18 protein-coding genes and 2 pseudogenes are annotated in these 20,350 nt (G+C 61.4%); 8 read left to right on the forward strand and 12 right to left on the reverse strand.

All coding sequences use genetic code 11. From position 1 onward, the window contains the following. The 4 genes from MOV63_RS04045 to MOV63_RS04060 all read left to right on the forward strand — a co-directional run bounded on the left by MOV63_RS04045 (nucleotide 1) and on the right by MOV63_RS04060 (nucleotide 3,665). Nucleotides 1-1,272, forward strand: a complete 1,272-nt coding sequence (locus MOV63_RS04045) for an aconitase X catalytic domain-containing protein (protein WP_247031869.1) — start codon at nucleotides 1-3, stop codon at nucleotides 1,270-1,272. Further along, nucleotides 1,272-1,712 carry an aconitase X swivel domain-containing protein gene (locus MOV63_RS04050; RefSeq protein ID WP_247031871.1) on the forward strand — a complete coding sequence of 147 codons (441 nt, stop codon included), beginning with the start codon at nucleotides 1,272-1,274 and terminating at the stop codon, nucleotides 1,710-1,712. The genes MOV63_RS04045 and MOV63_RS04050 overlap by 1 nt, the downstream gene beginning before the upstream one ends. A gap of 91 nt (nucleotides 1,713-1,803) precedes the next feature. Next, on the forward strand, nucleotides 1,804-2,544 hold the full coding sequence (locus MOV63_RS04055) for an SDR family oxidoreductase (RefSeq protein WP_151045538.1): 741 nt from the start codon (nucleotides 1,804-1,806) through the stop codon (nucleotides 2,542-2,544). A gap of 74 nt (nucleotides 2,545-2,618) precedes the next feature. Further along, complete coding sequence (locus MOV63_RS04060; RefSeq protein ID WP_247031873.1) at nucleotides 2,619-3,665, forward strand: NAD(P)-dependent alcohol dehydrogenase; 1,047 nt, start codon at nucleotides 2,619-2,621, stop codon at nucleotides 3,663-3,665. On the opposite strand, the gene MOV63_RS04065 is transcribed toward MOV63_RS04060, so the two are convergent. From MOV63_RS04065 to MOV63_RS04115, 12 genes and pseudogenes are all read right to left on the reverse strand, one after another. Continuing rightward, the gene (locus MOV63_RS04065; RefSeq protein ID WP_038547666.1) at nucleotides 3,666-4,370 is read right to left on the reverse strand and encodes a ParA family protein; all 705 of its coding nucleotides are present in this window, start codon (nucleotides 4,368-4,370) and stop codon (nucleotides 3,666-3,668) included. Between the two features lie 115 nt (nucleotides 4,371-4,485). Next, entirely contained in the window at nucleotides 4,486-5,568 is a 1,083-nt protein-coding gene (locus MOV63_RS04070; RefSeq protein ID WP_038547669.1) for a chemotaxis response regulator protein-glutamate methylesterase, read from the reverse strand. A 3-nt stretch (nucleotides 5,569-5,571) separates the two neighbouring features. Next, entirely contained in the window at nucleotides 5,572-6,435 is an 864-nt protein-coding gene (locus tag MOV63_RS04075) for a protein-glutamate O-methyltransferase CheR (RefSeq protein ID WP_038547672.1), read from the reverse strand. A 38-nt stretch (nucleotides 6,436-6,473) separates the two neighbouring features. After that, nucleotides 6,474-6,965, reverse strand: a complete 492-nt coding sequence (locus tag MOV63_RS04080) for a chemotaxis protein CheW (RefSeq protein WP_038547675.1) — start codon at nucleotides 6,963-6,965, stop codon at nucleotides 6,474-6,476. Then, nucleotides 6,965-8,224: pseudogene (locus MOV63_RS04085) on the reverse strand (methyl-accepting chemotaxis protein); the annotation flags it as partial. The gene MOV63_RS04080 and the pseudogene MOV63_RS04085, both read right to left, overlap by 1 nt. Nucleotides 8,225-8,413: 189 nt before the next feature. Further along, nucleotides 8,414-8,890: pseudogene (locus MOV63_RS32910) on the reverse strand (MCP four helix bundle domain-containing protein); the annotation flags it as partial. 174 nt (nucleotides 8,891-9,064) lie between these two features. After that, entirely contained in the window at nucleotides 9,065-10,876 is a 1,812-nt protein-coding gene (locus MOV63_RS04090) for a methyl-accepting chemotaxis protein (protein ID WP_247031877.1), read from the reverse strand. Between the two features lie 186 nt (nucleotides 10,877-11,062). Then, nucleotides 11,063-12,769 carry a methyl-accepting chemotaxis protein gene (locus MOV63_RS04095; protein WP_247031879.1) on the reverse strand — a complete coding sequence of 569 codons (1,707 nt, stop codon included), beginning with the start codon at nucleotides 12,767-12,769 and terminating at the stop codon, nucleotides 11,063-11,065. A gap of 24 nt (nucleotides 12,770-12,793) precedes the next feature. Beyond that, nucleotides 12,794-13,309: a chemotaxis protein CheW gene (locus tag MOV63_RS04100; protein ID WP_038591915.1), complete on the reverse strand. Its 516-nt coding sequence runs from the start codon at nucleotides 13,307-13,309 to the stop codon at nucleotides 12,794-12,796. Beyond that, complete coding sequence (locus MOV63_RS04105; RefSeq protein ID WP_247031881.1) at nucleotides 13,306-15,327, reverse strand: chemotaxis protein CheA; 2,022 nt, start codon at nucleotides 15,325-15,327, stop codon at nucleotides 13,306-13,308. The genes MOV63_RS04100 and MOV63_RS04105 overlap by 4 nt, the downstream gene beginning before the upstream one ends. Further along, on the reverse strand, nucleotides 15,324-15,692 hold the full coding sequence (locus MOV63_RS04110; RefSeq protein WP_038547692.1) for a response regulator: 369 nt from the start codon (nucleotides 15,690-15,692) through the stop codon (nucleotides 15,324-15,326). Before MOV63_RS04110 ends, MOV63_RS04105 begins: the two co-directional genes overlap by 4 nt. Beyond that, nucleotides 15,689-16,018, reverse strand: a complete 330-nt coding sequence (locus MOV63_RS04115; protein WP_051899923.1) for a hypothetical protein — start codon at nucleotides 16,016-16,018, stop codon at nucleotides 15,689-15,691. The genes MOV63_RS04110 and MOV63_RS04115 overlap by 4 nt, the downstream gene beginning before the upstream one ends. A 365-nt stretch (nucleotides 16,019-16,383) precedes the next feature. Between MOV63_RS04115 and MOV63_RS04120 the strand changes: the two genes are divergently transcribed. From MOV63_RS04120 to rpsO, 4 genes are all read left to right on the forward strand, one after another. After that, nucleotides 16,384-18,087 carry a chemotaxis protein gene (locus MOV63_RS04120; RefSeq protein ID WP_247031883.1) on the forward strand — a complete coding sequence of 568 codons (1,704 nt, stop codon included), beginning with the start codon at nucleotides 16,384-16,386 and terminating at the stop codon, nucleotides 18,085-18,087. A gap of 174 nt (nucleotides 18,088-18,261) precedes the next feature. Then, a complete protein-coding gene (gene rbfA, locus MOV63_RS04125) occupies nucleotides 18,262-18,669 on the forward strand; it encodes a 30S ribosome-binding factor RbfA (RefSeq protein WP_038547695.1) in 408 nt (135 codons plus the stop codon). Between the two features lie 12 nt (nucleotides 18,670-18,681). After that, nucleotides 18,682-19,611 carry a tRNA pseudouridine(55) synthase TruB gene (gene truB, locus MOV63_RS04130; protein WP_038547697.1) on the forward strand — a complete coding sequence of 310 codons (930 nt, stop codon included), beginning with the start codon at nucleotides 18,682-18,684 and terminating at the stop codon, nucleotides 19,609-19,611. A 151-nt stretch (nucleotides 19,612-19,762) separates the two neighbouring features. After that, complete coding sequence (gene rpsO, locus MOV63_RS04135) at nucleotides 19,763-20,032, forward strand: 30S ribosomal protein S15 (RefSeq protein WP_038547700.1); 270 nt, start codon at nucleotides 19,763-19,765, stop codon at nucleotides 20,030-20,032. The last annotated feature ends 318 nt before the right edge of the window (nucleotides 20,033-20,350 follow it).

Below are 20,350 nucleotides of genomic sequence, written 5' to 3' on the forward strand. Positions count from 1 at the left end.
ATGAACCTGACGGATCACGAAAAGGCCATGTATGACGGCGAGCACGGGCGCGCCAAGGCACGCGCCATGGACCTGCTGGTTCGTTACGGCGAAGCGCTCGGGGCCGAGCGGCTGGTCGAGACCAACAATGTCGCCGGCGCCTTCAACGCCTCGACCCCCTCGGTGCAGGCGATTGCCGAAAAGGGCATGGAACACGTCTATTCAGAGCTCAACCTCGACAGCGACGAAGTCGTCGAGGTGCCGCATATGGTGGCGCATACCTGTCAGCTGATCACCGGCATCGACAACGACAATTGGGAACTGCAGGGCGTCGACAAGGCGCTGGTGGACATGCAGCGCGCCAATGAGAAGTACCTGGGGCGCCGCGGCGTCAACATGTTCGCCACCTGCACGCCCTATCAGGTGGGCAACGTGCCTGTGAAGGGCGAACACTGCGCCTGGATGGAATCATCGGCCGTCATCTACTGCAATTCGGTTCTCGGCGCCCGCACCAATGTCGAGGGCAAGGAAAGTACCGGGGCTGCGGCGCTGACGGGCCGCATACCCTATTGGGGTTTCCACATTACCGAAAACCGCCGCGGCACCCATCTGGTCGAGCTCGATGTCGAGGTCGACGACATGATGGATTGGGGCCTGCTCGGTTATTACATCGGCGAAGTGATCGGCGAGGAGATCCCGGTGCTGAACGGCACCGGCCGCCAGCCCGACCTCATCAAGCTCAAGCATTTTGGAGCCGCCGCAGCGTCCTCCGGCGGGGTCGAGATGTACCATATTCCGGGCATCACGCCGGAAGCGGATTCGATCGAGGAAGCCTTCGGCGGTCGCAAGGTCAAGGGCACGTTCCGCTACGGCGCCAAGGAACGGCGCGAAACCTATGAGAAGCTGCAGAGCTCGACCGAGAAAAAGGTCGATTTCATCATGCTCGGCTGTCCGCACAATTCCATCGACCAGATGGCGCTGATCGCCCACATGCTGGAGAATAAAAAGATCCATTCGGATGTGCAGCTCTGGGTGCACACGCCGCGTGCAATCAAGCAGGTCGCCGAGCGCAACGGCTATATCGACGTCATCCGCGAAGCCGGCGGGGTCGTCATGAGCGACACCTGTCCCGCCATTTCCCGCCGGCTGCCGGCTGGGACCAAGGTCATCGCCACCGATTCGGCCAAGCAGGCGCACTACCTGCCGGCGATCACCGGCGTGCAGGGCTGGTTCGGCTCGGTCAGCGATTGCGTCGATGCCGCCTTGACGGGTGAGTGGAACGGGAGGGTCTGATGGATATCGTAACAGAAGCAAAACCTGGAACCATCGAACTCAAGGGCCGCAAGGTGGTGGCCGGCCGCGCCGAGGGCGAGGCGCTTGTCACGACCGAGACGATCTCCGGCTGGGGTGGCATCAACGAGCGCACCGGCACGGTCATCGAGCGTCGGCATGAGATGCGCGGCGTCTCCTTCGCCGGCAAGATTCTGGTTTTTCCGGGCGCGAAAGGCTCGTCCGGCTGGTCGGCCTATTTCCATATGACACGGCTGAACGGCGTCCAGCCGGCGGCGATGATCTTTACGCGGATGACCACCAAAATCGCCCTCGGCGCCGTCGTCACCCGCGTTCCGGCGATCACCGAGCTCGACCAGGACCCGCTTTCGGTGATCGAGACCGGCGACTGGGTAGTGGTCGATGCCGATGCCGGCACGGTGACCGTGACCAAAAAATCCTGAAAGCGATGTTCGCTCTCGCAGGCCTGCCCACTCGACGGCCATGCCGATCGCCGACTATAAGATGCGGCGAAACGGACAAGGAGGAGTGGACATGTCGAAAGTAGCGATCGTAACCGGCGCTGGCTCGGGCGTTGGCAGGGCCGTCGCCATCGGGCTTTTGAACGCAGGTTATAGGACTGTGCTTGCCGGCCGGCGCGAGAGCGAGCTGCAGGGCACGGCGGAACTGGCCGGCGGGAAGTCGCTGGTGGTGCCGACGGACGTCACCGATCCGGCAGCCGTCGACGCCTTGTTTGCGGCGACGCAGGAGGCCTATGGCCGTCTCGATCTTCTGTTCAACAATGCCGGCCGCGGCACGCCGGCCGTTCCGATCGACGAATTGCCGCTTGAAACCTGGCGCGCCGTCATCGACCTCAACCTCAATGGCGCCTTCTATTGCGCCCGGGCGGCCTTCGGGATGATGCGGCGGCAGAACCCCGGCGGAGGGCGGATCATCAACAACGGCTCGATTTCGGCCCATGTGCCGCGCCCGTACCAAGCCGCCTATACCGCCACCAAACACGCCATTACCGGTCTGACCCGTCAGATCGCGCTCGACGGGCGGCCGCTGAACATCGTCTGCGGTCAGGTGGATATCGGCAATGCCGACACGCCGATGACGGTGCGAATGAAGGAAGGCGCGCTGCAAGCCGATCTGACGACTGCCGTGGAGCCGGTCATGGACCCGAAACACGTGGCCGATGCGGTGCTCTATATGGACGGATTGCCTTTGGAGGCCAATGTCCTGTTCATGACGGTGATGGCAAACGGCATGCCCTACGCCGGCCGCGGCTGAGATCGGCCGCCGGCCGCCTTGATCTTGCCCGCAAGCTCGACCAGCGTCAGAAGATAATCGGAAGGAAACATCCCATGCAGCAGGCACTGGTGCTCGAGAAAAAAGGCGTCCTCTCGTTGAGGGAAATCGATCTTCCGACCGAGGTCGGGCCGGGCGACGTGAAGATCGCCATCGATACGGTCGGCGTCTGCGGCAGCGACGTTCATTATTACACCCACGGCGCGATCGGGCCCTTTGTTCTGCGCGAGCCGATGGTGCTCGGCCATGAGGCGGCCGGCATCGTCGTCGAGGTCGGCAGCGAGGTGAAAACCTTGAAGGTTGGTGACCGCGTCTGCATGGAGCCCGGCGTGCCGAACCTTTCGTCCCGCGCTTCCAAGCTCGGTCTCTACAACGTCGATCCAGATGTCCGTTTCTGGGCGACGCCGCCGATCCACGGGGTGCTGACGCCGGAAGTCATCCACCCGGCAGCCTTCACCTACAAGCTGCCGGACAATGTCTCCTTTGCCGAAGGCGCCATGGTGGAGCCGTTTGCGATCGGCATGCAGGCCGCCAGCCGCGCCCGCATCCAACCCGGCGATGTCGGTGCGGTGATCGGTGCCGGCCCGATCGGCATCATGGTGGCGCTGGCGGCACTCGCGGGCGGTTGCGCCCGCGTGTTCATTTCGGATCTGAGCCCCGACAAGCTGAAGATCGCCGGCCAGTATCCGGGCATCATCCCCGTCAACATTACCGAACGGCCGTTCGCGGAAGTCATCGCCGAGCAGACCGGCGGCTGGGGCGCGGATGTGGTGTTCGAGGCGAGCGGCAGCCCGAGGGCCTATTCCGGTATGTTGGACCTGGTACGGCCCGGTGGCGCCTTCGTGCTGGTCGGCCTGCCGGTCGAGCCGGTGCCGCTGGACGTCGCAGGCGCCATCTCCAAGGAGGTTCGCTTCGAGACCGTGTTCCGTTACGCCAACATCTTCGACCGGGCGCTGGAACTGATCGCCTCGGGCAAGGTGGACCTGAAGCCGCTGATCACCGGCGTCTTCGATTTCAAGGATTCGATCAAGGCCTTCGAGCGAGCCGCCGCCGGACATCCATCGGACGTCAAGCTGCAGATCGTGCTGAGCGGCAAGGCCTGATCAGGCGGCGCGGGTAAAGCGCTTCGAAAGCGATGCCGGCTTGTGAAGCGGCACGCGGCGGAGCATTTCGAGCGCGAACAGGCGGGCGTTCTGCCGGGCTTTGTCGAGATTGCTGATGCGGTTTTCGTCCATCGTGTAGAGCGTGCCGCCGAGATCGAAGATGTCGCGGAAGGCGGCGCGTTCGATGATCGGCGTGTCCAGCACTTCGACCTTGCGCTCGGCGAGCAGCATCTTCACCGCCAGCAGCGCACGGGTGGTGACCATCGAGTTGACGCGGGTCAGCACGACCGAGTGCGGCACGTGAAGATTGGCCTTTTCTTCGAGATAGCGCAGCAGTTCAAGCACGTTTGCACCGCCCTGGGCATCCATGGCGCAGCCCTGGATCGGGATCAGCACGTGGTCGGAGAGGCCGATCGCCTTGGCGAGCAGCGGGCTCTGCGCGCCGGGAAGGTCGAGCACGAAATAATCGGTCTTGTGGCGGTTTTCAGAAATATGCCGGTCGATCGAGGCCTGCGTCACGTAGGAAATGACGTTGAGCTTGTCGTTATGCGGTGAGAGCATGTGCCAGCGGGTGATCCAGTATTGCGGATCGGCATCAAGGATCGTAACGCGGTAGCCCTGCTCAACGAGTTCTGTTGCAAGAAGGAGCACAGCGGTGGTCTTGCCCGCTCCGCCCTTGGTGTTGGCAAAGGTAATGACTGGCATCTTGGGTCCCTGTCCGGCTACGAGCGTAAGATTGCTCTCTCACCGCACCCTCATGATGCGTTGCCCCATTCTTGCCAAACATGGTTAACGAGACGTGAAAATCCGTTGCCAGATCTTACCGGCGGCGATCGGCGGCGAGAATTTCCCGGGCGATCTGCTCGAGCGACACGACCTTGTCGACGCCGCCATGGGCGATGGCTTCCTTGGGCATGCCGAAGACCACCGACGACGCCTCGTCCTGGGCCACCGTATAGGCTCCCGCCTGATGCATCTCGTTCATGCCGCGGGCGCCGTCGTCGCCCATGCCGGTCATGATCACGCCCATCGCGTTCGCGCCGGCCGAGCGGGCGGCGGACCGGAATAGCACGTCGACGGAAGGGCGATGGCGGCTGACGAGCGGACCCGAGCGGACCGAGACTTCATAACGCGCGCCGCGCCGTTCTAGCAGCATATGTTTGTCGCCGGGGGCGATGAGCACATGGCCGCGCAGTACCGGATCGCCTTCGGCTGCTTCCTTGACCTCGACTTCGCAAAGGCTGTTGAGACGCTTGGCGAAGGCGGCGGTGAATTTTTCCGGCATATGCTGGACGATGACCAAGCCCGGAGAATTGGCCGGCAGGGCTTCGAGAAGCTCGCGCAGAGCTTCGGTTCCGCCAGTCGAGGCGCCGACGCAGACGACCATTTCGGTGGTCTTCGCCATGGCTCCGAGCTTGGGAGGCGGAAGCATCGCATCGGCCGTAAGCTTGGCGGTCGTGCCGCCTTCGGAAATGCGTGACGGACGCAGCCGGCCGACGCGGGCGCGTGCGGCTCCCTTGACCGCGGTGCGGATCCTTTCGCCGGACTCGGCGAGGTGGTCGGCCGCGCCGATCTTCGGTTTCAGGATAACGTCCACGGCGCCCGCTTCAAGCGCCTGCATCAGCGTTTCCGAGCCGCTTTCGGTCAGCGACGAACACATCACCACCGGGATGGGATGCTGCGCCATCAGCTTGCGGAGAAAAGTGATGCCGTCCATCTGCGGCATTTCCACATCGAGCGTGATGACGTCGGGAATTTCCTCGCGCAGCTTGCGCGCCGCCATGAAGGGATCGCTGGCCGCGCCGATGACTTCGATATCCGGATCCGCCGACAGGACGGCCGTCAGGGTCTGGCGGACGCTGGCTGAGTCATCGATGATCAGAACTCGAATTTTGCCGGTCATGGTTCATACCCGCTTGAACACAGTATTTGCCACCTGCCGGATCGGCAGATCGAAGCCGGTCACGGTTTCCGAGTGACCGATGAACAGATAGCCTCCCGGAAGCAGGGCTTCGCAAAGGCGCGACAGCACGTGCTGCTGAGTCGGCTTGTCGAAATAGATCAGCACATTGCGGCAGAAGATCATGTGCATCGGATCGCCGATGGGATAGGCCTCGTCCATCAGGTTCAGCCGGGCGAAACCGACGCGGGAGCGCAGTTTCGGCGAAATTCGCATCTCCTGCCGTCGCTTGTCGGATGGCCGCATGACATATTTGTTCATCATGTCTGCCGGAACGGGTGCCAGGAGATCGCTCTGGTAGATGCCGCGCTGGGCCTTCTGCAGCACGTCGGTCGAAAGATCGGTAGCAAGCACGAAATAGTCGCGTTCCGGCGTCGACGAACTCAGAAATTCCGAAAGCACCATGGCCATCGTATAGGGTTCGGCGCCCGTCGAGCAGGCGGAACTCCAGGTGCGGATGCGCCGGTCGGCATAGGTCTTCAGGATGTCCGGCAGCGCCGTCTGTACCATGTAGTCGAAATGCTTCGGCTCGCGGAAGAAATCGGTCTTGTTGGTGGTCACCGCATCGATGAGGAAGATCGACTCCGCTTCAATGCCGCCGTGCTTGAACAGATAGTCGCAATAACTGTCGAAGGTCGGCATGGCCGTGACCCGCAGGCGCCGGCGAAGCCGCCCCTCCAGCATCGTCATCTTGCTGTGCGGCATCTTGATGCCGCTATAGTCGTAGATGTACTTCGAAAGCAGATCGAAGTTGCGCTTGCTCAGCCGATCATCGAGCGGCTGGCTTCTCATTGCTGCATTCACGCACATGCCCCCGTACAAGAACCTATTCGGTTATGCCAATTCCGTCATGCGACCTGAGACTGCGGCCCCACATCGGCGAGAGCCGATCCGGAATCCGAAAATAGCCGTGCAAGATCGACGACGACGACGAAACCGCTCTCCCGCCGCACCACGCCGGCGATATAATCGGAGCGCCAGCGCACGCCGATATCCGGTGCCGTCTCGATCTGTTCCTTGCGAAACGGCACGACCTCGAAGACCCGGTCTGCGACGAGGCCGAGCACCAGGACGCGATCGGCGACCGGCACGTCGAGCACCAGGATGCGCGTATGTGGCGTCTTAACCGTCCTCGTCATGCCAAGGCGAAGACGAAGGTCGATCACAGGCACGCCCTGTCCGCGCACATCGCGCAGGCCGAGCAGGTATTCCGGGCCGTGTGGGATCTTGAAGGGTTCCTCGTGGTCGAGAATCTCGCGGACCACCTCGACGGGGACCGCAAAAATCTCGTCGCCGAGGCTGAAGGTCACGAATTGGGATTCGGAGGATATGACTGCCATTACGCGCTCTCCCTGAAATCGTCATCGTCCGCGTCCGGGCCGCCCATCGACAGGTCGAGGGCAAAACCTTTCACGCGGGCCTGTTGTGCGGTCACCGAGTGGCCGGCCGAATAAGCCTTTGCCGGCGGCTGGGTCTTGGCCTTCGCCGGTGCGGGCTTGGCGGTCGGGGCCGGCTGGTTTCGCTGCTTGGACCCGGCCCGTTCGACCTTGAAGAAGGCGATCGAGGCCTGCAGTTCTTCCGCTTGAGCGGCGAGTTCTTCTGAAGTCGCGGACATCTGTTCAGAGGCGCCGGCGTTCTGCTGTGTCACCTTGTCGAGCTGCTGGATCGCTTCGTTGATCTGCGAAGCACCGATGTCCTGTTCACGGCAGGCGGCGGAGATTTCCGACACGAGTTCCGCGGTCTTGTGGATGTCCGGCACCAGCTTATTGAGCATCTCGCCGGCTTCGGTGGCGACCTGCACGGTCTCGCCCGAAAGCGCGCTGATTTCGGCGGCGGCAGCCTGGCTACGTTCGGCAAGCTTGCGGACTTCCGAAGCGACGACCGCAAAACCCTTGCCGTGTTCCCCGGCACGGGCGGCTTCCACCGCAGCATTCAGAGCAAGAAGGTCGGTCTGACGGGCGATTTCCTGGACGATCGAGATCTTCTGGGCAATCGTGCGCATGGCGCCGACGGCGCGTCCGACAGCCTGGCCCGACGCTTCGGCGTCACGCGACGACTGGCGGGCGATCTTTTCCGTCTGGGCGGCGTTATCGGCGTTCTGCTTGATGTTGGCTGCCATCTGCTCCATCGAAGAGGAAGCTTCTTCAGCCGATGAGGCCTGCTCGGTGGCGCCCTGGCTCAGCTGTTCCGAACTTGCCGACAGTTCCTGGCTGCCCGAAGAGACGTTGTTTGACGCTGCAAGCGCGTCGGCCACGACACCCCGAAGACGTTCCACCATGCTCTGCAGCGCAAGACCGAGCGTGTCCTTCTCGGAGAGTGGCTTTGGCGAAATGGTCAGGTCGCCATTGGCGATCTGGTCGGCCACGTGCGCCGTGGTCCGCAGATTGGCGACCATGCTCTGCATGGCGAGCCCAAGCGTATCCTTGTCGGAAAGCGGCTTGGCATCGACCGAAAGGTCGCCCTCGGAAATACGCTCGGCGATCGCCGCCGTATTGCGGAGATTGCCGGTCATCACGTTGACCGTATCGATGAGGTCCTTGATCTCGTCATTGGTCTTGACCTCGACCTTCTGGTTGAGGTCTCCGATCGCCACGGCATTGGCAATCAAGGATATCTTTTTCAGGCCTCGGCTGATGCCGAAAGCGATCCAGAGGGCGGCGGCGATCGCCACGATCGTTGCCAGAGAGGCGATGGCGAGGACAAGATTACGCGTGCTGTTGTATTGTTCGTCCGTGGCCTGATCCGTTGCAGCCATTTGGTTCTTTGCGGCCTGGACGCGCTTGTCGATGGCGCTTTCGATCTCGTCGATCAGCTCTCGGCCTTGGCCTGCGATGATCACGACCGCTTCGTTGGACTTGCCGGCCTTGACAAGATCGCGGATTCGGGTGTCGAGAGTCACGATCTGCTGAAACTTGAGGCCGACATCTCTCCAAGCCTGCCTGCCTTCCTCTGTAGAGGCAAGGCCGGCAAGTTTCTCAAGTATTGTCTTGAAGTTCTGCTGGTTACGGTCACTGGCTTCGGCATAGGTGTCGAAGTCCTTGGGATTGCTTGCATTTACCATATTGAGCTGCGCCCGGGTCAGGCGAAGCTGGATATTGCCTAGGTCCTGCGCGGTTTCCAAACGCGCCGCCGGCCCGGCGATCAGTTTGCCGATCGCGTCGTTCAGGTCGGACAAGCTGTATATTCCGAAGCCCGCCACGCCGATTAGCAGCGCTATGACCAAGCCATAAGTGAATGCCAGCTTCAATTTGATAGTAAACCGCATTTTAAGGTCTCCGAAATCCTTCAGGTCGGGGAATGCTTCATCTCGGATGCGATCGAGAAAGCCTCACGATCAGGATACTTCCTAACGGCAGTCGTTTCGTTGCTCGCACCAACGCAATAACGCTGGCTATCGCGGGGCCGCCTGACGGCCCCGCTCATTGGTTGGGGTGAGCGCTCAGGCGCTTTCCCGGAAGTCGTCGTCATCACCGTCGGGACCGCCCATCGAAAGATCGAGAGCAAATCCTTTGGCGCGTGACTGCTGAGCTGCGACGGAATGGCCGGCCGGACGGGGCGCAGGAGCCTTAGACGGTTGTTTTGGGCCAGGCTTTGCTGTTGTGTGAGCCTTGGCGCCCGGCTGCGGCCGCGCTTTTGCGCCCGCCCGTTCGACCTTGAAGAAGGCGATCGAGGCCTGCAGTTCTTCCGCCTGAGCGGCGAGTTCTTCTGAAGTCGCCGACATTTCTTCCGAGGCGCCGGCGTTCTGCTGGGTCACCTTGTCGAGCTGCTGGATCGCTTCGTTGATCTGGCTGGCACCGACATCCTGTTCGCGGCAGGCGGCGGAGATTTCCGACACGAGTTCCGCCGTCTTCTGGATGTCCGGCACCAGCTTGTTGAGCATCTCGCCGGCTTCGGTGGCGACCTGCACGGTCTCACCTGAAAGCGCGCTGATCTCGGCGGCGGCAGCCTGGCTACGTTCGGCAAGCTTGCGGACTTCCGAGGCGACGACCGCGAAGCCCTTGCCGTGTTCGCCGGCACGGGCGGCTTCCACCGCGGCGTTGAGAGCAAGAAGGTCGGTCTGGCGGGCGATTTCCTGGACGATCGAGATCTTCTGGGCAATCGTGCGCATGGCGCCGACGGCGCGGCCGACGGCCTGGCCGGACGCTTCGGCGTCACGCGACGACTGCCGGGCGATCTTTTCCGTCTGGGCGGCGTTATCGGCGTTCTGCTTGATGTTGGCTGCCATCTGCTCCATCGAAGAGGAGGCTTCTTCAGCCGATGAGGCCTGTTCGGTGGCGCCCTGGCTCAGCTGTTCCGAGCTGGCCGACAGTTCCTGGCTGCCCGAAGAGACATTGTCTGCCGCCGAAAGAGCGTCGCCGACCACGCCGCGCAGGCGTTCCACCATGCTTTCAAGCGCAAGACCGAGCGTGTCCTTGTCGGAGAGCGGTTTCGGTGAAACGGTCAGATCACCGTTGGAAATCTGGTCGGCAATGGTCGCCGTGTTGCGCAGGTTGGCCGTCATCGTGTTGATGGTATCGACCAGATCCTTGATCTCGTCATTTGTCTTGATTTCGACGTTCTGATTGAGATCGCCGATCGACACGGCCCGGGCGACGCCCATGATCTTGGTGAGGCCTCTGCCGATGCCGAGGGCGATCCAGAACGCTGTCGCCGCCGCCGTAATGACGGCAACGACCGCGATCGAGATCATTAGGCTGCGCGTGGTCCAATATGTGGCTTCGGCTTCATCATTGGCCTTCTGCATCCGGTCGCGATTGATTTGGACGGATTCATCCAGCTGCGCGGAGAGTTCGGTGATCGCCTTGCGGCTTTCTCCAGCCGAGAGAGCGAGTGCTTGCTGCATGTCGCCGCGCTTGGCGGCGGCATCGACCTTGTCGTTCGCAGCCTGGTTGGTCGTCGCGAGACCGCGCGTTTCATCCCAGAACGGCTTCTGGTCTGCCGATGCGGTCGAAGCCAGTTCGTTCAGCAGCGTGATGAACTGCAACTCCAGCTTGTCGCCGTCGCCGAGGAACTTTTCGATCTCCTGCGGCGAGGTGGCAAGCAGCATGTTCTTCTGCGCGCGGATGCGATTGAGCGACAGGATGTTCATCTGCTGGACTTTATCGAGCCGCGTCGCCGCGACGTCCGTGACGTAAGTCATGGCCTCATTGGCGGCGCCAAGGCTATATATTCCGTAGCCGGCCGTACCAACCAGCATGCTGACAAGAAAGCCGAAGGCCAATGTCAGTTTGGCTTTGATCGTAAATCGCATAGCCCTATCCCCTCAAGGCAATGAAGTGCATCAGTCGATGCGTCCCTCCAGGCGGGGGGACGCGGTTGAAAACGAGAAGACCGATACATTCACCCTTCTGCGATAGTCCGGTTGCCCGGATATTCTCCCGCCTACATGCAAGAGACGATCCCGAATTCCTGTCAATCCGGGATCGGTTCAGTTCCCTCAGGCGCTTTCGCGGAAGTCCGCGTCATCGGCATCCGGCCCGCCCATCGACATGTCGAGGGCAAAACCCTTGGCGCGGGCTTGCTGGCTGAGGACCGAATGGTCGCCCTTGTGGTGTTGTCCCGCAGCGCGTGCCTGCGTGGGTTTTGCCATCGGCTTGCGGGCGGCGGAGGCGGCCGGAGCGCGCTTTGCCTGTTTGGCCTGTTTGCTGCCGGACTGATCCACCCGGAAGAAGGCGATCGAGGCCTGCAGTTCTTCTGCCTGCGAGGCAAGTTCTTCCGAAGTCGCCGACATTTCTTCAGAGGCGCCGGCGTTCTGCTGGGTCACCTTGTCGAGTTGCTGGATCGCTTCGTTGATCTGGCTGGCACCGACATCCTGCTCACGGCAAGCGGCGGAGATTTCCGACACGAGTTCCGCCGTCTTCTGGATGTCCGGCACCAGCTTGTTGAGCATCTCGCCGGCTTCGGTGGCAACCTGCACGGTCTCACCTGAAAGCGCGCTGATCTCGGCGGCGGCAGCCTGGCTGCGTTCGGCAAGCTTGCGGACTTCCGAGGCGACGACCGCAAAACCCTTGCCGTGTTCCCCGGCACGTGCGGCTTCGACCGCGGCGTTGAGAGCAAGAAGGTCGGTCTGACGGGCGATTTCCTGGACGATCGAGATCTTTTCCGCGATCGTGCGCATTGCATGGACGGCGCGTCCTACCGCCTGGCCCGACGCTTCGGCGTCACGCGACGACTGGCGGGCGATCTTTTCCGTCTGGGCGGCGTTATCGGCGTTCTGCTTGATGTTGGCCGCCATCTGCTCCATCGAGGCGGATGCTTCTTCGGCCGACGAGGCCTGTTCGGTGGCGCCCTGGCTCAGCTGTTCCGAGCTTGCAGAAAGTTCCTGGCTGCCCGAGGAGACGTTGTCGGAAGCGGCGAGCGCATCGCCGACGACGCCGCGCAGGCGCTCGATCATGGTGTTGACGAAGCCGAGCAGTTCACCGATCTCGTCCCTGCTGGAGATGGCGGCGAAGCGGGTCAGGTCGCCGTCGGCGACGTTCTGCACTGCCCCGATCGCATTGCGCAGGCCCTTGTTGATCGAAAGGGCGATCCAGAGGGCGGCCAGCAAGGCGATCAGGAAAGCGGTTGCCGCGACCGAGATCATGATCAGTCGGGTCTGAGCATAATCCACATCCGACTGTTTGTTGGCGTCGTCGAGCCGGCCTTCTTCGAGTTTGACCACGTCGGAGAGCAAAGCATCGATCTCGTTGGTGACGGTGCGTGCCTCAGTGGTTGAAATACGCAGTGCCGAGCTTGTATCTCCACCCAGCATCAGGGTGCGGATGTGGTCATCCTGCTTGCGGAATTCCGCTGTGAAGGCGGAGAGCTTGCCCCAAAGGACTTTGCCCTGTTCGGTCGCGCGGGCTTCAACCGCCTTGAGCGTCTCGTCGAATACACGGCGGGCCTCGTCACTCTTCGCGATATATCCCTGTATCTCGCCGGGATTCGCCGCCAGAAGCAGGTTCTTCTGTTGGCGGATCTGCTGAAGCTGCTCGTTGTTCAGGTTCTGGGCAAGTTTCAGTCGCAGGGCTGGCCCCTGCAGCACATTTTCGAGCGTGTCGTTCAGGCTACTGAGGCTGAAAATGCCATAGGTAGCAGTCGCCAACAGCATGATGATGATGAAACCGAATGCTGAAGCCAGCTTAAATTTGATTGAAGCGTGCATTTTTTGAGTCCATCAAAAGGGTGATCAACCGTGGGAGGCCCCGGTCGCGGAATGGTCGTGTTGGGCGGAGAAGATCACCTGGAGGTTCGGGAGGATGATGAATTCAGCCCCTCGCTTGACGAGGCAATCGATGAAATCTGGTCGCCAGCGCATCCCCACGCTCGGCGGCGGCTCGCCGGCGGTGCGAAGCAGCGTTGTCACTTCGTGGACTTTGTCCGTGCGGATGCCCGTCAGAACCGATTCGCCGTCGATCTCGATCGAGATGACGATGATGCGGCTGTCGATCGTCGGCTTGGTCGCTTCCATGCCGAATGCGAGACGGATATCGGCAAGCGGGATGACCTTGCCGCGGAAGTTGATGACGCTGCCGACAAAGGCCTTGGCGCCCGGAACCATGGTCTCCGGCAGAAGATCGAGGATCTCCTGCACGATGAAGGCTTCCAGCGCGAAAACTTCGCCGGCAATGTCGAATGTCAGGACTTCCAACTCGTCGCGGCCGCCCCAAAGGTCCTGAGAAATCTTTCTGACTGCTTCGTTCATCCGGCCGCGCGCAGATGCGCCTCCTGTTGTTGCCCCTCGGCCACCAGATGGCCGACGTCGAGGATCAGCGCCACGTCCCCGTCGCCGAGGATGGTCGCACCCGAGAAGGTGGCGACGTCATGGTGCAGTTTCGACATGCCCTTGATGACCGTCTGGTGATCGCCAATGATCTGGTCGACGACCAGGCCGACCCGTTCGGAACCTGTCGAGATGACGACCACCTTCTGGAAGGGGTCGGGCTTGGTGCCGGTGCGGAAGAGATCGCGAAGCCTGAGAAATGGCACGAGACTGTCGCGCAGCGAGATGAAGCTGCGGCCGCGTGAGCGCATGTCTTCTTCAATCGAGAGCTCGAGGCATTCCTCGACCGCCGAGAGCGGGATGACATAACGGCCGTCGCCGACCCGCACGAGCAGTCCGTCGATGATCGCGAGCGTCAGAGGGATCGCCAGCGAAATCTCGGAACCTTCGCCAGGATGGCTTGCAACGTTGATCGTGCCGCGGAGTGCATCGATGGTCCGCTTGACCACATCCATGCCGACACCGCGGCCTGAAAGGTTGGTGACCGTCTGGGCTGTCGAGAAGCCGGGGTGGAAGATCAGCTGGTAGAGTTCCTGATCGGTGAGGCTGGCATTCGGCGGGATGAGGCCGGAGGATTCCGCCTTGGCGCGCACCCGTTCGCGGTTGATGCCGCGACCGTCGTCCTTGATAGTGATAATGACTTCGCCAGCCTGCTGGCGGGCGGAAAGCAAGATATGCCCTGCTTGTGATTTGCCGGCGGCAAGCCGTTCCTCGGGGGTCTCGAGACCGTGGTCGCAGGAGTTGCGCACCAGATGCACCAGCGGATCGGCCAGGCGTTCGATGACGCTCTTGTCGACTTCCGTGCTTTCGCCCTCGGTGACCAGTTCGATCGTCTTGCCGGTTTCATGCGAAAGATCGTGCACCAGCCTGCGGAAGCGGCTGAAGAGGTGCGCGACCGGTACCATGCGCAGCACCATCATCGTATCGCGCAGCTCGCCTGAAAGGCGTTCCACGTCTTCCGAGACGGCCCGCAGCTGCAGATCGCCGCTGCCGCCTGCAAGTTGGCTGAGGCGCGACTGGGCGATGACGAGTTCGCCGACCCGGTCCATCAGCTCGTCGAGTTTTTCGGCGGGCACACGGACGTTTTCGGACGCCTTGTTCTGCTTCGTCTCGACGGGAGCTGCAGCGATCGGCGCAGGTGCAGCCGCATGCAGGACGACAACCGGTGCCGCCGCAGGCTGGGGTGCCGCGGCGGGCTGCGATGCCGTAACCGGGGCTTCCGTCTTGGCTGGTGCCTTGGCGGCGACCGAAGTCTCGACGGTTATGACTTCGAGCTGCATCTCGTCCATGACGAAGATGAATACGTCGTCAATCGCAGACCGCGGCTGGGTGGTCAGAAGCTCGACTTCCCAGGAGACATAAAGATCGGTCGGCGCGAGAAGGTCGAGCGATGGGATGGCAGAGCGGTCTGCCACGATCCGGCACTCGCCGAGCTCGCGCAGTTCGTCGAGAAGCGGCAGCGGATTGGTGCCGTTTGCCATTGCGTTCTGCGGCAAGCTGAAGCGGATCTTGAAATGGTTCTGGCCCGGAGCAGTTTTGGCGGGGCCGGAAGAACCGGCGTTGTTGGCGCCATCGACGGCAGCGCGCAGGCTGGCGAGAAGCGCTTCGCCGGTCGCCTCATGGTCGCCATTCGGCGTGTCGACCAGGGCACGCATGTGATCCTTGGCCTCGAGAACCGCCGTGACCAGCTCCTGTGTTGCAGGAACTTCGCCCTTGCGGACGCGGTCGAACGCCGTCTCGCAATGATGGGTGAAAGCAGCCAGGGCATCGAAGCCGAACATGGCTCCCGATCCCTTCAAAGTGTGGAGTCCGCGGAAGACCGCGTCCACCTGATCCTTGTCGCCGAGGTTTACGTTCAGGTCGAGAAGCCCAGCTTCGATCTGTTCCAGAAGCTCGGCAGCCTCTGTCCTGAAAACCGCGATAGGATCGGGAAAGCTCATCTGCCGAGTACCTTTCGAACGATCTTGACCAGGCTTTCCGGGTCGAAGGGCTTGGTGAGCCAACCGGTGGCACCGGCGGCCTTGGCTTCCTGCTTGATGTCGTTGTCGGATTCCGTCGTCAGGAAGATGACTGGAACGCCCATATGGGCCGGCATCTTGCGCAGTTCCCGGATCATCGTCAGGCCGTCCATGTTCGGCATGTTGAGATCGGTGACGATCAGGTCGAACTGGCTGGCGCTAAGCTTGGCGATGCCGTCCATGCCGTCGACTGCTTCCGTGATCTGGTATCCGGCATTGCTGAGGGCGACGCGCGTCGTCAGCCGGATGCTGGCGGAATCGTCGACTGTTAAGATGCTGGCGCTCATTGAATACCCCCTTGATGAAGCCAGAATTTCAGGTCTTCAGCGGACATCCCGTCGAGGAAGCCGCTGCGCTTCAAGACATCGAGCGTTGGGCCGCTGGCGGGACGGGCTAACGCGATTTGCTTTCCGGCTGCGACGGCGTAGATGCGCGCCGCTTCCATGAGTTGAATGAAGCTGATGTCCACTTGGCAATCATCATCGAGTTCGATGGTTGCGGACGCGGTTTTGTCCAGAAACTGCAGTATTTCCCGCTGCACGGTTGCAATCGTGCGAACAGTCAGGTTCTGCGGCGGGCGAAAGTAATCCTCTTGAACATCGGAAGCAGGCATTCTTACCTCAATATAATTCCGAAAACGCTGAAATAGCTGGCCGAATGTGGACTTGCATCGTTAATGCGGAGTTAACCAACCATGGCCATTTCTCACGAAACAAAACTGATAGGTTGCATTTCGCCGCGCTAATGAGCGGGAAAATTAACCACAAGTCGCAAACGACCGCCGCTATTCTGCGGGAATTAACTCATCGTCCCTCAGAGTAGTTCTCGCGCAGGACAAAACCGTGCCCGAACTTGCTGGTGCGGAACTGTCCCAAAACAATGCAGGCGAGTTCATCGTCGTATCTTCAGCAGGCAGAGGTCCCGTGGGGACCTGAAAGGTGAGGCAAAGTGGCTGTCAGGGCATCCATTTTTGACATCGTGAGTAGCTCGACTGGCGTTCTCGCCTTCGTCGACCGGATGGAAACGGCACGCTCGCGTATCGAGGAGCGTTTTCTCGATGGCGGCGCGGCGCTCCTGTCGATCCTCGATGTGCTGAACAAGCTGATCACCTCCCTCGACCAGTTGACCGGTTCGCTGGACGAAGGAACGGCAAACGCCACGATGACCGAGCTGAAGAGCACGGTCGAGCGGCTGTCGCACCTGACCAGGCTCGAATCCGGACGCCAGGTTGGCTTCCAGGAAATCGCCTCCGCGGAAAGAAAACTGCGGCCTCAGATCGAGGACATGCAGGAAACGCTGCGCTATCTGCGCACCTTCGCCGTGACTGCCAAGATCACCGGGGCCGGTATTGCCGATTTTGCGGGCTTCGCGGAAGAGATTCTCGCAAAGATCCAGGAGGGATCACGCCAGGTCAACGATCTGGCCGGCAAGCTGAGCACCCTCGGTCATGGCCTAGGGCCAGTGATGATCAAGGGAAAGGCGATCCTGGCGAGCTACGACGAAACGGTGCCGCAAATCGTTTCCGGCCTCTCCAACGGCGCGGCTGAGATCGGCAAACACCGCAAACTGCTCGTCGAGCGCGCAGCAAGGGTGCGTACCGTCGCAAGCGGCATCCAGTCGAAGCTCGCCTCGACGCTGTCGGCCATGCAGGTCGGCGATATCACCCGCCAGCGTATTGAACACTGCCAGTCGAGCCTGCGCATCCTTTCGGATTATCTGGAAGCGCCTGGGGCCGCAAAACTAACCGGCGGCCAGCGCGAAAGCCTGTCTCTGATCATCCGCAAGCTCGTCTCGCTGCAGCTCAATCAATCGATCTCCGACTTTGAACGCGATACTGCAAAGATCGTCGCCATCGTCGCAAGCTTCCGGTCCGATCTGTCGCAGATCGAGGCCCTTCGTGCGGCGATGACCGATGCCGACAGCGGCAACAACAACAATGCGATCCGGCAACTTGAAACCGGTGTGGCCGCCGCTCGCGGCGCCGTGCGCGAAATCGAGGATGTCGCCCATCGCGCCGGCGAACTCAGCCGGGCGACCAGCGACACCGTCGGGGAACTTCTCGACGGCATCGGCACCGTCCAGATCGTGCGCACCGACATTCATTATATGGCACTCAATACCAACTTGCGCTGCAGCAAGATAGGCGAAGAGGGCAAGGCTATAAATGTCGTGACCGCCGAACTGCGCAACTTTGCAGCAGCGCTCGACGGAACGGCTGAAAAGATCCTGACCGAACTCCAGACGCTGGAAATCGCCGCCAACAAGCTGACCAGCGTGCATGGCGAAGAAGGTGAACAAAGCCTCGATCAGCGCCTCGAAAACGCGCTTGAGAATATCCGCTCCGTCGGCGACCGGATGGATGCTCAGATGCTGGCGCTCGGCGATCAGAGCAGGACGGCCGTCGGCGAAATGGATATCGCGCTCGCCCGGTTGAACTTCAACGCCGAACTCGGCGAAGTGCTACGCGCCTGCGCAGACGAGATGGAACTCGATGAGGACGTCTTCGAAGCGCCGGGCCTTGAAGAGGCGCTTGTGGAAGTCGGTGGCCGTATTGCCCGTCTTTATACGATGGTGACCGAACGCGAATTGCATGCCGCGGTGCTCGGCACGGCGCCGCCGATGGTCGCCGCTGCTGCCGCCACCACCATGTCGGATGAAGACATCGACGATGCCCTGTTCTGATCGGCCGGCGCCTGCGCGGACCGGCGGGGGCTGCATTCAGCGGCTTGTCCTGTTAAGATAAAGCGAAGGCCGCGCCTTGACCTTTGGGTGCGCCTGGGTCATGTGACCGCCTTTGCTGACCGCAGCGCTTGGAATACGGGACGAACCCCGCAAGTGCTCTAGAAGAGAAACACAATGAGCAAGCCAACATCCTCGGCGCCCTCCCAGCGCATGCTTCGCGTTGGCGAACAGGTCCGCGCCGCCATAACCCAGGTCCTGCAACGCGGCGAAGTGCGCGACGACCTCATCGAAAAGACCGTGATCTCGGTGTCCGAAGTGCGCATGTCGACAGACCTTAAGGTCGCCACGGCCTACGTGACACCCCTCGGCCTGCCGGATCATGCGGCAATCATCGAGGCGCTGAACCGCAACGCCAAATACATTCGCGGCCGCATCGGCGGTCAGCTCCGGCAGATGAAATACATGCCGGAAGTCCGCTTCCGCGACGATACCAGCTTCGACAACTACAAGAAGATCGATGAGCTGCTGCGCTCGCCGGAGGTCCAGCGGGATCTCGACGGCGGCAATGAAGACAAAGAATAATCAAGAGAACGCATGTCAAAACCCCGCAAACCAAAGGGCCGCCCGATTTCCGGCTGGCTGATCCTCGACAAGCCGGTCGACTTCGGCTCCACCGAAGCCGTCTCCAAGATCAAGTGGCTGTTCAACGCCCAGAAGGCGGGACATGCCGGTACGCTCGATCCGCTCGCTTCCGGCATGCTGCCGATTGCGCTCGGCGATGCGACCAAGACCGTGCCTTACGTTATGGACGGACGCAAGATTTATGAATTCGCCGTCAGCTGGGGCGAAGAGCGTTCGACCGACGACCTCGAAGGCGAAGTCACAGCCGCTTCGGATATGCGTCCCGACGAACAGTCCATCCGCGATCTGCTGCCGAAATACACCGGCACGATCAGCCAGATTCCGCCGCAGTTCTCGGCCATCAAGATCGCCGGCGAACGGGCCTATGACCTCGCTCGCGATGGCGAGACGGTCGATATCCCTTCCCGCGAAGTAGAGATCTTCCGGCTGACGCTGCTCGGCGTCACCGCGGACAAGGCGCATTTCGAGGTGGAATGCGGCAAGGGCACCTATGTGCGCGCGCTCGCCCGCGATTTCGGCCGCGATCTCGGTTGCTATGGCCATATTTCCGAATTGCGTCGCACCTTCGTCGCGCCGTTCGCCGAGGAAAAGATGGTTCCGCTCGCCGATCTCGTGGCGCTTGAGGAGATCGAGGACCGCGACGAACGCCTGGCGGCGCTCGATGAGTTCCTGATCGACACTGCCGAAGCGCTGTCCAGCCTGCCGCATCTGCCGGTCACCGACGATCAGGCGCACAGGCTGAAAATGGGCAACCCGGTCATTTTGCGCGGCCGCGATGCGCCGCTTGCGGAGGCCGAGGCCTATGCGACGGTGCGCGGCAAGCTGATCGCCATCGGCGAGATCGGCCAGGGCGAATTCCGGCCGAAGCGGGTGTTCGGCTGATCGGCGGACGCCTCTTCCAATTGCAACGTGAATGGTCTATAGGCAGCGCCAGCATCAGGAGCCTATAGGCATCCTACTGCATTCATGGCCGAAGCTGAACGACATCTCGGCTTCTGGCGTCTCGTTCTCCTCTTTACGAAAGGATCGTAAGATGTCGATCACTGCCGAGCGCAAGACTGCGCTGATCAAGGAATATGCAACCGTCGAAGGCGACACCGGTTCTCCGGAAATTCAGGTCGCAATCCTGACGGAACGCATCAACAACCTGACGGGTCACTTCAAGGATCACAAGAAGGACAACCACTCGCGTCGTGGCCTTCTGACCATGGTTTCCACCCGTCGCTCGCTTCTTGATTATCTCAAGAAGAAGGACGAGGCCCGTTACAGCAAGATCATTGCTGCTCTGGGTATTCGCCGCTAAAAATTTCCGGCGGGCGCTCTTGGGGTGCCTGCCGGTTCTTTATTCGGGCTAAGGTCCGATGAAATGTTTGCGCTACGCCCTAGTTCGCGTGGTGACTGCCCGCAGACCCGGATGGGCCGGATCTGCCAAACAAACCGTTGACCTGTCATGGGGCAGGATTGCCGGATGCTTTCGGCCAAAGCCCTCGGGGCTTTAGCCGCGGCTCCTTTCCAGGATGCCGGTGATGCAAAGCCTCCCGTTGTCTTGCCCATGATGTGTCACATTGATTGCGGTCGACTGTACGCTACGCCTGATATCGGCGATGCGTGTGCTCCCGCA

The organism is Neorhizobium sp. SHOUNA12A (genome assembly GCF_023006505.1).
Classification (GTDB): domain Bacteria; phylum Pseudomonadota; class Alphaproteobacteria; order Rhizobiales; family Rhizobiaceae; genus Neorhizobium.

Coding starts and splice junctions, on each gene's coding strand:
- MOV63_RS04050 (WP_247031871.1), top strand. CDS start 1,272: ATGGATATCGTAACAGAAGCAAAACCTGGAACCATCGAACTCAAGGGC.
- MOV63_RS04080 (WP_038547675.1), bottom strand. CDS start 6,965: ATGGCAGTCATATCCTCCGAATCCCAATTCGTGACCTTCAGCCTCGGC.
- MOV63_RS04090 (WP_247031877.1), bottom strand. CDS start 10,876: ATGCGATTTACGATCAAAGCCAAACTGACATTGGCCTTCGGCTTTCTT.
- MOV63_RS04075 (WP_038547672.1), bottom strand. CDS start 6,435: ATGTGCGTGAATGCAGCAATGAGAAGCCAGCCGCTCGATGATCGGCTG.
- MOV63_RS04055 (WP_151045538.1), top strand. CDS start 1,804: ATGTCGAAAGTAGCGATCGTAACCGGCGCTGGCTCGGGCGTTGGCAGG.
- MOV63_RS04045 (WP_247031869.1), top strand. CDS start 1: ATGAACCTGACGGATCACGAAAAGGCCATGTATGACGGCGAGCACGGG.
- MOV63_RS04095 (WP_247031879.1), bottom strand. CDS start 12,769: ATGCACGCTTCAATCAAATTTAAGCTGGCTTCAGCATTCGGTTTCATC.
- MOV63_RS04110 (WP_038547692.1), bottom strand. CDS start 15,692: ATGAGCGCCAGCATCTTAACAGTCGACGATTCCGCCAGCATCCGGCTG.
- MOV63_RS04100 (WP_038591915.1), bottom strand. CDS start 13,309: ATGAACGAAGCAGTCAGAAAGATTTCTCAGGACCTTTGGGGCGGCCGC.
- rpsO (WP_038547700.1), top strand. CDS start 19,763: ATGTCGATCACTGCCGAGCGCAAGACTGCGCTGATCAAGGAATATGCA.
- rbfA (WP_038547695.1), top strand. CDS start 18,262: ATGAGCAAGCCAACATCCTCGGCGCCCTCCCAGCGCATGCTTCGCGTT.
- MOV63_RS04105 (WP_247031881.1), bottom strand. CDS start 15,327: ATGAGCTTTCCCGATCCTATCGCGGTTTTCAGGACAGAGGCTGCCGAG.
- MOV63_RS04065 (WP_038547666.1), bottom strand. CDS start 4,370: ATGCCAGTCATTACCTTTGCCAACACCAAGGGCGGAGCGGGCAAGACC.
- MOV63_RS04115 (WP_051899923.1), bottom strand. CDS start 16,018: ATGCCTGCTTCCGATGTTCAAGAGGATTACTTTCGCCCGCCGCAGAAC.
- truB (WP_038547697.1), top strand. CDS start 18,682: ATGTCAAAACCCCGCAAACCAAAGGGCCGCCCGATTTCCGGCTGGCTG.
- MOV63_RS04070 (WP_038547669.1), bottom strand. CDS start 5,568: ATGACCGGCAAAATTCGAGTTCTGATCATCGATGACTCAGCCAGCGTC.
- MOV63_RS04060 (WP_247031873.1), top strand. CDS start 2,619: ATGCAGCAGGCACTGGTGCTCGAGAAAAAAGGCGTCCTCTCGTTGAGG.